Origin of the sequence: Streptomyces sp. NPDC048420, assembly GCF_040651535.1 — a bacterium.
GTDB lineage: Bacteria > Actinomycetota > Actinomycetes > Streptomycetales > Streptomycetaceae > Streptomyces.
In genome coordinates this window covers 79,935-90,316 of record NZ_JBEZKG010000021.1, presented here as the reverse complement: position 1 = coordinate 90,316, position 10,382 = coordinate 79,935, and the positions used below count along the sequence as shown (strand labels likewise).

Below are 10,382 nucleotides of genomic sequence, written 5' to 3'. Positions count from 1 at the left end.
TGCGGAGTCGGATGGGTGCTGCCTATGTGATGCGACTGCCCGCAGATGTGTGAGGTGGGTGGTGCTCTCCTCCTGCGGTGCGAGGGTCTGTGGCTGGGCGAGTGGGGGGGGGCGCCGTCTGAGTGGTGGGATGGCCTGCAGTTGTGCGGAGTCGGGTGGGTGCTGCCTTTGTGATGCGGCTGCTCGCGGTTGTGCGAGGTGGGTGGTGTTCTCCTCTTGCGGTGCGAGGGTCTGTGGCTGGGCGAGTGGGGCGGTTGCCGCTGCTGGGTGGGGTGCCGGGTCGGAGCTACGTGGGTTCGGGTAGCCGCTGCTGGGTGGGTGTCGGCCCTGCGGTGCGGCCGCAGGCAGCCGTGTTCGTTGTTTCCCGCATGCCTCCCCGGCCCACGCGGAGGACAATCGGAGCTGTCAGCCGAACATCGCCGGACAACGGAGAGGTGGCGGTCGTCATGGCTGAGCATCCGCATGCTGTGCTCGTTCGTAAGGGGTTCGAGGCGTTCACCCACGGGGATATGGACACCTTGCGGGAGTTGATCGCGAAGGACGCCACGCATCACGTGCCCGGTAGTCACCCGCTCTCGGGGGACTTCAAGGGGCAGGACGCCATCATCGACATGTATCAGAGGCTCGGGGAGGCGACCGGCGGGTCGATGCGGCTCGAGATGCTCGGGATCGCCGTCGACGGGCGGGGGCACGCCGTCGTGATGTGCCGGTTCACCGCCGAGAGGAAGGGGCGGCGGCTGGACGACACCGGATGCATCGTCTTCCGGATCGTCGGGGACAAGGTCACCGACCTCGACGAGTGCGTCGCGGACATCGACAAGAACAACGAGTTCTGGGCGGACTGAGAGCCGTAGGCACTGACGGACACACCATGCCGAAGGCCCCGGTGCCGTCGTCCTGGGGAAGGGCGAGGGCACCGGGGCCTCGGTTCAAGCTGCTCGGAGACCACGCCCGCGTGGCGAACGCAGGCCGCGCGTGGTTCCTGGGTGCCGGTCGGGAGCGGATGAGAGAGGGCCCGCTCTGGGTCCTTCCGGCGGTCAGATCAGAAGGTGTGCCTTAGAGGCCCGCGACCTTGGAAGCAAGCGCCGACTTCTTGTTGGCGGCCTGGTTCTTGTGGATGACACCCTTGGAGACGGCCTTGTCGAGCGCACGCGCGGCAGCGCGCTGCAGCTCGGTGGCCTTCTCGGTGTCACCCGCGGCAGCGGCCTCACGGGCCTTGCGGATCGCGGTCTTCAGGGAGGACTTGACGGCCTTGTTGCGCAGCCGGGCCTTCTCGTTGGTCTTGATCCGCTTGATCTGGGACTTGATGTTCGCCACGAATGAGCCTTTCTACGAGGTGCCTGAGGGCACGTGTGCGCCCAGCACCTCTTCCTTGTCATTGTTTTATGCCTCGCGCTGAGAGGGCATGAGACACAGCTGCCCAGACTACCAGCGGCCCGGCACACGGCCCAAACCGGTCCCCGGTCCCCGCCCGTGGGACCATGGAGGCTACGTATCGATCCGACCCGAGACCGCAGACACTGCGGACGCCTCAAGAATCAGGACCCTGCGTGCCCGCGATCCCCAGCCATGTGCCCGAGCCGAGCCGTACCGACCCGGCTCTGATCCGCAACTTCTGCATCATCGCGCACATCGACCACGGCAAGTCCACGCTCGCCGACCGGATGCTCCAGCTGACCGGTGTGGTCGAGCAGCGCCAGATGCGTGCTCAGTACCTCGACCGGATGGACATCGAGCGCGAGCGCGGAATCACGATCAAGTCGCAGGCGGTGCGTCTGCCGTGGGCTCCGACCGACGACAAGAGCAACACGCACATCCTCAACATGATCGACACCCCGGGGCACGTCGACTTCACCTACGAGGTCTCGCGGTCGCTCGCCGCCTGTGAGGGCACCGTCCTCCTCGTCGACGCCGCCCAGGGCATCGAGGCCCAGACCCTCGCCAACCTGTATCTGGCGATGGAGAACGACCTCACGATCATCCCGGTGCTCAACAAGATCGACCTGCCGGCCGCGCAGCCCGAGAAGTTCGCCGAGGAGCTCGCGAACCTCGTCGGGTGCGACCCGTCCGACGTCCTCAAGGTCTCCGCCAAGACCGGCCTCGGCGTCGACGCGCTGCTGGACCGGGTCGTCAAGGAGGTCCCGGCCCCGGTCGGTGTCGCCGACGCCCCCGCCCGCGCGATGATCTTCGACTCGGTCTACGACTCCTACCGCGGTGTCGTGACGTACGTCCGTGTCATCGACGGCCAGCTCAACAAGCGTGAGCGCATCAAGATGATGTCGACCGGCGCGACCCACGAGCTGCTGGAGATCGGGACGAACTCGCCCGAGATGCTGGGCGCCGACGGCCTCGGCGTCGGTGAGGTGGGCTACCTCATCACCGGTGTGAAGGACGTCCGCCAGTCCAAGGTCGGTGACACCGTCACCAGCCAGCAGAAGGGGGCGACCGAGGCGCTCGGGGGGTACAAGGACCCCAAGCCCATGGTCTTCTCCGGTCTGTATCCGCTGGACGGCTCCGACTACCCGGAGCTGCGCGAGGCCCTCGACAAGCTCCAGCTCAACGACGCCGCGCTCGTCTACGAGCCGGAGACCTCCGCCGCGCTGGGCTTCGGTTTCCGCGTCGGCTTCCTGGGCCTGCTGCACCTCGACGTGATCCGCGAGCGCCTGGAGCGCGAGTTCGGGCTCGACCTCATCGCGACCGCACCGAACGTGGTCTACCGGGTGGTGATGGAGGACGGCACCGAGCACACCGTCACCAATCCGAGCGAATTCCCCGAGGGCAAGATCAACGAGGTGTACGAGCCCGTCGTACGCGCCACGATCCTCGCCCCGACCGAGTTCATCGGCTCGATCATGGAGCTGTGCCAGACCCGGCGCGGCACCCTGCTCGGTATGGACTACCTCTCCGAGGACCGGGTCGAGATCCGCTACACGCTCCCCCTCGCGGAGATCGTGTTCGACTTCTTCGACCAGCTGAAGTCGAAGACGCGCGGTTACGCCTCGCTGGACTACGAGCCCACCGGTGAGCAGACCTCCAGCCTGGTCAAGGTCGACATCCTGCTGCACGGCGACAAGGTCGACGCGTTCTCCGCGATCACCCACAAGGACGCGGCCTACGCCTACGGTGTGCGGCTCGTCGCCAAGCTGCGGGAGCTCATCCCGCGGCAGGCCTTCGAGGTGCCCATCCAGGCCGCCATCGGCTCCCGGGTCATCGCCCGCGAGACCATCCGCGCCATCCGCAAGGACGTCCTCGCCAAGTGCTACGGCGGTGACATCTCCCGTAAGCGGAAGCTGCTGGAGAAGCAGAAGGAAGGCAAGAAGCGGATGAAGATGGTGGGTTCCGTGGAGGTTCCGCAGGAGGCCTTCATCGCGGTGCTTTCCAGCGATGACAGCGCGGGGTCGGGCAAGGGCAAGAAGTAACCGCGGGTTACAGTCGGTTACCCGTCGAATCGGATGGAAAGGGGGTCCGTCGTGCGAAAGCGTGGCGGGCCCCTACGCGTGCGTAACGTCGCGCTCTGTAGGAAGTGACAGGCCGCCGCCCCTTACGAACCGGTCGGCCGCGCTTTACTCTGATCCCTGCTCGATAGTTACTCGCGAGTTAAACAACAGCCGCTACCTGAGCCAGCCGCGCTGTCGCGGGCCCCGGAGGATGTCGTGAGCGACACACAGACACTGATCGAGAACCGTCCGCCGAGTGTGGCGACCCTCTTCCTGGAGCGTGTTGCGAGCACACCGGACACCGAGGCGTACCGCTACCCGGTGCCGGCGGCCTCCGGCCAGGGCCCGGACGAGTGGAAGTCGCTCACCTGGGCGCAGGCCGCGGAGCGGGTGCACGCCATCGCGGCCGGGCTGATCGAGCTGGGGGTGCAGCCCGAGCAGCGGGTCGCCCTCGCAGCCTCGACCCGGATCGAGTGGATCCTCGCGGACCTCGGCATCATGTGTGCCGGTGCCGCCACGACCACGGTCTATCCGCAGACCAACGCCGACGAGTCGGCGTTCATCCTCTCCGACTCCGAGAGCCGGGTGCTGATCGCGGAGGACGCGGCCCAGCTCGCCAAGGCGATCGAGAAGCGCGGTGAGCTGCCCACGCTCACCCATGTCGTGGTGATCGACCCGGCGGGCGTGGAGACCAGCGACTTCGTGCTCACGCTCACCGAGCTGGAGGCCCGGGGCGCCGCCCGGCTGGAGAAGGACCCCGACCTGATCCAGGAGCGGGTCGGCGCGATCACCAAGGACCAGCTCGCGACCCTCATCTACACCTCGGGCACCACCGGCCGGCCCAAGGGCGTACGGCTGCCGCACGACAACTGGGCGTACATGGCGAAGGCGATCGCCGCGACCGGGCTGATCAGCGGCGAGGACGTGCAGTACCTGTGGCTGCCGCTCGCCCACGTCTTCGGCAAGGTGCTCACGTCCGGGCAGATCGAGGTCGGTCACGTCACCGCCGTCGACGGCCGCGTCGACAAGATCATCGAGAATCTGCCGGTCGTGCAGCCGACGTACATGGCGGCCGTCCCGCGCATCTTCGAGAAGGTCTACAACGGGGTCGCCGCCAAGGCCCGTGCGGGCGGCGGCGCCAAGTACAAGATCTTCCAGTGGGCCGCCGAGGTGGGCCGTGCCTACGCCAAGGAGAGCCAGGACAACTTCCGGCGCACCGGCACCGCGAACGCGTCCTTCGGCCTGAGCGCCAAGCACAGGGTGGCCGACGCGCTGGTCTTCTCGAAGATCCGGGAGGCGTTCGGCGGGAACCTGCGGGCGTGTGTCTCCGGTTCCGCAGCGCTCGCGCCCGAGATCGGGTACTTCTTCGCCGGCGCCGGCATCCACATCCTGGAGGGCTACGGTCTTACGGAGTCCTCGGCGGCCTCGTTCGTGAACCCGGGGGAGGCCTACCGCACCGGCACGGTCGGCAAGCCGTTGCCCGGCACGGAGGTGCGCATCGCGGACGACGGGGAGATCCTGCTGCGCGGGCCCGGGATCATGGAGGGCTACCACGGGCTGCCCGAGAAGACGGCGGAGGTCCTTGAGGCCGACGGGTGGTTCCACACCGGGGACATCGGCGAGCTGTCGCCCGACGGGTATCTGAAGATCACCGACCGCAAGAAGGACCTCATCAAGACGTCCGGCGGCAAGTACATCGCGCCCGCCGAGGTGGAGGGGCAGTTCAAGGCGGTGTGTCCGTACGTCTCCAACATCCTGGTGCACGGGGCCGACCGGAACTTCTGCACGGCGCTCATCGCGCTGGACGAGGTGTCGATTCTCGACTGGGCCAAGGAGAACGGGCTCGAGGGGAAGTCGTACGCGGAGGTCGTCGCCGCGCCGGCCACCGTGTCCATGGTCGACGGGTATGTGAAGCAGCTCAACGAGGGGCTTCAGCGGTGGCAGACGATCAAGAAGTTCCGGTTGCTGCCGCGGGATCTTGATGTGGAGCACGGGGAGATCACGCCGAGCCTGAAGTTGAAGCGGCCCGTTGTGGAGCGGGAGTACAAGGCTCTTATCGACGAGATGTATGCGGGGTCTCGCGAGGCGTAGGGGGTGGCTGGGGACGTGCGCGGCTGCCGGTGCGTCGTGGCTGGTCGCGCAGTTCCCCGCGCCGCTGAAAGCACAGGTCACCGCATCTCCAGGAGATGCCGGAGTTCCTGCACCTGGGTGCGCTGAGGCTCCGTCAACTCGTCTTCCAAGGCCGCCAGTCGCTTGCCGACCTCCTGGTAATCGGTCCGTTGCCGTGCCAGTAGCCGCTCCAGTTGCCGGTTCTTCCGGTGCAGTTCCAAAAAGACGCTGACCTTCGCGCGGAGCACCCAGGGATCGAACGGCTTGGTCAGGTAGTCCGCCGCGCCTGTCGCGTAGCCGCGGAAGGCGTAACCCGAGTCGTCCTCCGCTCCCGTGAGGAAGATGATCGGGACGTCCTTCGTCTGGTCCAGGCGTTTGATGTTGGCCGCTGTCTCGAAGCCGTCCATGCCCGGCATGCGGACGTCCAGGAGGACCAGGGCGAACCGGCGGCGGAGCAGGGCCTTCATCGCCTCCTCGCCGGAACGGGCGCGGATCAGCGGTTCGTTGAGGGACCCCAGGACGGCCTCCAGGGCTATCAGGTTGTCCTCCATGTCGTCGACCAGGAGGATGCCGGCCCTGTCGTCGGTCGTTGCCTCAGCGCTCATGTGACTGCCTCATTCAGTCGTCGGTGGGCGGGACCACCGCCTCCTCGGCATCGGCCTGCTCCGCCGGTTCCGCGCCCTCGGGGTCCAGGAGTGCGCAGACCACGGTCAGCAGCTGGTCGACGTCCACCGGCTTGGGTACGTAGTCGTTGGCGCCGCGCGCGATCGACTTCTCGCGGTCTCCGGGCATCGCCTTCGCGGTGAGCGCGACGATGGGCAGGCCGGTCCAGCGCGGGGTGCGGCGGATGGCTGCGATGGTCTCGTAGCCGTCCATCTCCGGCATCATGATGTCCATCAGGACGAGTTCGACGTCCGGGTTGCGCTCCAGGGTCTCGATACCCTCGCGGCCGTTCTCCGCGTAAAGCACCGGCATCCCGACCCGGCCCAGCACATGGGTGAGGGCGAAGACGTTGCGGATGTCGTCGTCGACGATCAATACCCGGCGCCCGGACAGCACTTGACCCGCCCGACCCGCCTTCCACGCGTCCAGTTTGGTGGGCGCGGGCCAGGAGTCCTCGGCGTCGTGGGCGGTCGGATAGGGCTCGGAGGACAGGTCCTCCGGGGCCGGCGCCGGTCGGTCCTCGGTGGTCGGGCCGGTCGCCGCGTGGCCGGGGCTGACGACGGGGACGTAGAGCGTGAAGGTGGAGCCCTTGCCGGGCTCGCTGTCCGCGATGATACGGCCGCCCAGCAGGCCCGCGATCTCCCGGCTGATGGACAGGCCGAGCCCGGTGCCGCCGTACTTGCGGTTGGTCGTGCCGTCGGCCTGCTGGAACGCCTCGAAGATCACCGGGAGTTTCTCCCGCGCGATGCCGATGCCGGTGTCGGACACCGCGAAGGCGATCACGTCGTCGCTGTCGCGGACGTATCGGTGCTCGGGGTCCTTGATGCGGTTGACGCGCAGCTCGACGCGGCCGGTGGCGGTGAACTTGATCGCGTTGGAGAGCAGGTTGCGCAGGATCTGCTGGAGGCGCTGCTCGTCGGAGTACATCTCGCGCGGCACGGCCTCGCCGACCGCCACCTCGAAGGCGAGCCCCCGGTCCAGGGTGAGCGGGCGGAAGGTGGCGTGGACGTAGTCGAGCAGTTTGATGAGCGGCAGTTTCTTGGGGCGTACGTCCATCCGGCCGGCCTCGATCTTCGACAGGTCCAGGATGTCGTTGATCAGCTGGAGCAGGTCGGAGCCGGAGCGGTGGATCGTCGTCGCGAACTGGACCTCCTGGTCGGAGAGATGACCGTCCGGGTTGTCGGAGAGCAGCCTGGCCAGGATCAGCAGGGAGTTCAGGGGGGTGCGGAGCTCGTGCGACATGTTCGCCAGGAACTCCGACTTGTATTGGGAGGAGGTGGCCAACAGTGCCGCCTTCTCCTCCAGTTCGGCGTTCGAGCGCTGCAACTCCGCCTGCTGCATCTGGAGTTCGTCCGAGCGCTCCTGGAGCTGCATCGCCAGACGCTGGGACTCGCCGAGCAGGGACTCGGTGCGGGAGTTGGCGATGATGGTGTTGATGGCGACGCCGATGGTGTTCACGAACTGGTCGAAGAAGGCCAGGTGGACGTCGGAGAAGCGGGAGAAGGAGGCGAGTTCGATGACGCCGAGGAGCTTGTCCTCGAAGAGGATCGGGATGATCACGACACTGGCGGGAGCGGCCTCACCCAGACCGCTGTTGATCTTGATGTAGTCCGGCGGGGCCTCCTCCACCAGGATCCGCTTCTTCTCCCGGGCCGCCTGGCGCACCAGACCGTGGACCGGCATGCCGCCGGTGTCCACGGTCGCGCCCTGCGCCGAGCCGTAGCCCGCGATGAACGCCAGCCCCTTTGCAGGAACGGTTGTGCGCAGGGAGGCGCCGTCCTCGTCCGGGTCGGCCAGGAAGAACGCCCCGTACTGGGCGTTCACCAGCGGGGTCAGCTCGCGCAGGATCAGGTCGGCGACCTCCATCAGGTCCCGGTGGCCCTGCATGAGGGCGGCCAGACGGGCGAGGTTCGACTCCAGCCAGTCCTTGGCGCGGGTCGTCTCGCGGAGGTTGGCCACCATCAGGTTGATGTTGTCCTTGAGCTCGGCGACCTCTCCTTGCGTCTCCACGGTGATCGAGCGGGACATGTCGCCCTGGGCCACCGCGGAGGCGACCTCGGCGATCGCGCGGACCTGGGTGGTCAGGTTGGAGGCGAGTTCGTTCACGTTGGTCGTCAGGCGCTTCCAGGTGCCGTACACGCCCTCGACCCGCGCCTGGCCGCCGAGTTGGCCCTCGCTGCCCACCTCGCGGGCCACCCGGGTGACCTCGGAGGAGAAGGAGGAAAGCGTGTCGACCATGGTGTTGATGGCGGTCTTCAGCTCCAGGATCTCGCCGCGGGCGTCCACGTCGATCTTCTTGGACAGGTCGCCGTTGGCGACGGCGGTGGTCACCTGGGCGATGTTGCGGACCTGCGAAGTCAGGTTGTCCGCCATGTAGTTGACGTTGTCGGTCAGGTCACGCCAGACCCCGGAGACCCCCAGGACCTGGGCGCGGCCGCCGAGCCGGCCGTCGGTGCCGACCTCGCGGGCCACGCGGGTCACCTCGTCGGCGAAGGCCCGCAGCTGCTCCACCATCGTGTTGACGGTGTCCTTCAGTTCGAGGATCTCACCGCGCGCGTCGACGGTGATCTTCTTGGACAGGTCGCCGTTGGCGACGGCGGTGGTCACCTGGGCGATGTTGCGGACCTGCGAAGTCAGGTTCAGGGCCATGAAGTTGACGTTGTCGGTGAGGTCCTTCCAGACGCCGGAGACGCCCCGCACCTGCGCCTGGCCGCCGAGGTTGCCTTCGGTGCCGACCTCGCGGGCGACGCGGGTGACCTCGTCGGCGAAGGCGGAGAGCTGGTCGACCATGGTGTTGATCGTGGACTTCAGCTCCAGGATCTCGCCCTTCGCCTCGACCGTGATCTTCTTGCCGAGATCGCCCTGGGCCACGGCCGTCGACACCAGGGCGATGTTGCGGACCTGCGAAGTCAGGTTGTCCGCCATGAAGTTGACGTTGTCGGTGAGGTCCTTCCAGACGCCGGAGACGCCCCGCACCTGCGCCCGCCCACCAAGGTTTCCCTCGGTGCCGACCTCGCGGGCGACGCGGGTGACCTCGTCGGCGAAGGCGGAGAGCTGGTCGACCATCGTGTTGATCGTCGACTTCAGCTCCAGGATCTCGCCCTGGGCGTCGACGGTGATCTTCTGGCTCAGGTCGCCGTTGGCCACGGCGGTGGTCACCTGGGCGATGTTGCGGACCTGCGAAGTCAGGTTCGACGCCATGAAGTTGACGTTGTCGGTAAGGTCCTTCCAGACCCCGGAGACACCCCGCACCTGGGCCCGGCCGCCCAACTGCCCTTCGGTGCCGACTTCTCGGGCGACGCGGGTGACCTCGTCGGCGAAGGCGGAGAGCTGGTCGACCATGGTGTTCACGGTGAGCTTCAGTTCGAGCAGTTCGCCGGTCGCCTCGACCGTGACCGTGCGGGTCAGGTCACCGCGGGCCACCGCCGTGGTCACCAGGGCGATGTCCCGGACCTGGGCGGTCAGCCGGGACGCCATGGTGTTGACCGCCTCGGTCACGTCCCGCCAACTGCCCGACAGGCCGGTCACCTTGGCCCGCCCGCCGAGCCGGCCCTCGGTGCCGACCTCACGGGCCACCCGGGTCACCTCGCCGGTGAACAGGGAGAGCTGGTCGACCATCTTGTTCACGGCCCGGCCGAGACGCCGTAGATCACCGCGCAGTTGTCGGTTGCCGTCGTGCAGGTCGACCCGCTGGGTCAGATCACCGCCGGCCACCGCGTCGAGCACCCGGGTCGCGTTGGCGGCCGGGGCCACCAATGCGTCGAGCAGCTGGTTCACGTCGTTGACCCTGGAGGCCCACGAGCCCTGGCCCGGGCTGGGGGAGAGCCGCTCGTCCAGTCGGCCGTGCCGCACGAGTTCCCGCTTCACACGGTTGACCTCACCGGTGAAGTGGAGGTTCCGGTCCACCAGCTGGTTGAAGACAGCCGTCAGTTCGGCCACGATCCCGTCGCCGGCCTCCGGCAGTTTCGCGAAGTCACCGTCCCGGGCCGCGGTCATCGCGGCGAGCAGAGGGCGCAGATCCGATGCTCGAATCCAGGCTTCTTTCTGTCCTTCTTCGAGCACAGGCGTACCACTGTTCTCTCGCATGGCGGCCCACTTCGGTAACTCGGCGCTTATGGGCGTGGCCAGTCTGTCACTCTGTCCGCATCGACCGAGGTGTATTCGTCCGAACTG

General features: G+C 67.4%; 6 protein-coding genes. 3 read left to right on the top strand and 3 right to left on the bottom strand.

Features of this window, described 5'->3' with window-relative positions:
- Positions 1-446 precede the first annotated feature (446 nt).
- Positions 447-845, top strand: coding sequence for a nuclear transport factor 2 family protein (locus AB0D34_RS34200; RefSeq protein WP_362668869.1), 399 nt, complete (start codon positions 447-449; stop codon positions 843-845).
- Positions 846-1,056: 211 nt separating this feature from the next.
- Here the strand turns inward: AB0D34_RS34200 and rpsT are convergent, their stop codons facing one another.
- Positions 1,057-1,317 carry a 30S ribosomal protein S20 gene (rpsT, locus tag AB0D34_RS34195; protein WP_362668741.1) on the bottom strand — a complete coding sequence of 87 codons (261 nt, stop codon included), beginning with the start codon at positions 1,315-1,317 and terminating at the stop codon, positions 1,057-1,059.
- Between the two features lie 233 nt (positions 1,318-1,550).
- Here rpsT and lepA point away from each other — a divergent pair, with 233 nt between their 5' ends.
- Positions 1,551-3,419, top strand: a complete 1,869-nt coding sequence (lepA, locus tag AB0D34_RS34190) for a translation elongation factor 4 (protein ID WP_330266988.1) — start codon at positions 1,551-1,553, stop codon at positions 3,417-3,419.
- A 234-nt stretch (positions 3,420-3,653) separates the two neighbouring features.
- The gene (locus AB0D34_RS34185; RefSeq protein WP_362668739.1) at positions 3,654-5,528 is read left to right on the top strand and encodes an AMP-dependent synthetase/ligase; all 1,875 of its coding nucleotides are present in this window, start codon (positions 3,654-3,656) and stop codon (positions 5,526-5,528) included.
- A gap of 77 nt (positions 5,529-5,605) precedes the next feature.
- Here the strand turns inward: AB0D34_RS34185 and AB0D34_RS34180 are convergent, their stop codons facing one another.
- Both AB0D34_RS34180 and AB0D34_RS34175 read right to left on the bottom strand, forming a co-directional pair.
- Positions 5,606-6,151: a response regulator gene (locus AB0D34_RS34180; protein WP_362668737.1), complete on the bottom strand. Its 546-nt coding sequence runs from the start codon at positions 6,149-6,151 to the stop codon at positions 5,606-5,608.
- 13 nt (positions 6,152-6,164) lie between these two features.
- Positions 6,165-10,295: a HAMP domain-containing protein gene (locus tag AB0D34_RS34175; protein WP_362668734.1), complete on the bottom strand. Its 4,131-nt coding sequence runs from the start codon at positions 10,293-10,295 to the stop codon at positions 6,165-6,167.
- Positions 10,296-10,382 lie beyond the last annotated feature (87 nt).

What these genes read in the sequence shown, in the direction of transcription:
- AB0D34_RS34175 (WP_362668734.1), bottom strand. Translation starts at nt 10,295, where the DNA reads ATGCGAGAGAACAGTGGTACGCCTGTGCTCGAAGAAGGACAGAAAGAA.
- AB0D34_RS34200 (WP_362668869.1), top strand. Translation starts at nt 447, where the DNA reads ATGGCTGAGCATCCGCATGCTGTGCTCGTTCGTAAGGGGTTCGAGGCG.
- AB0D34_RS34180 (WP_362668737.1), bottom strand. Translation starts at nt 6,151, where the DNA reads ATGAGCGCTGAGGCAACGACCGACGACAGGGCCGGCATCCTCCTGGTC.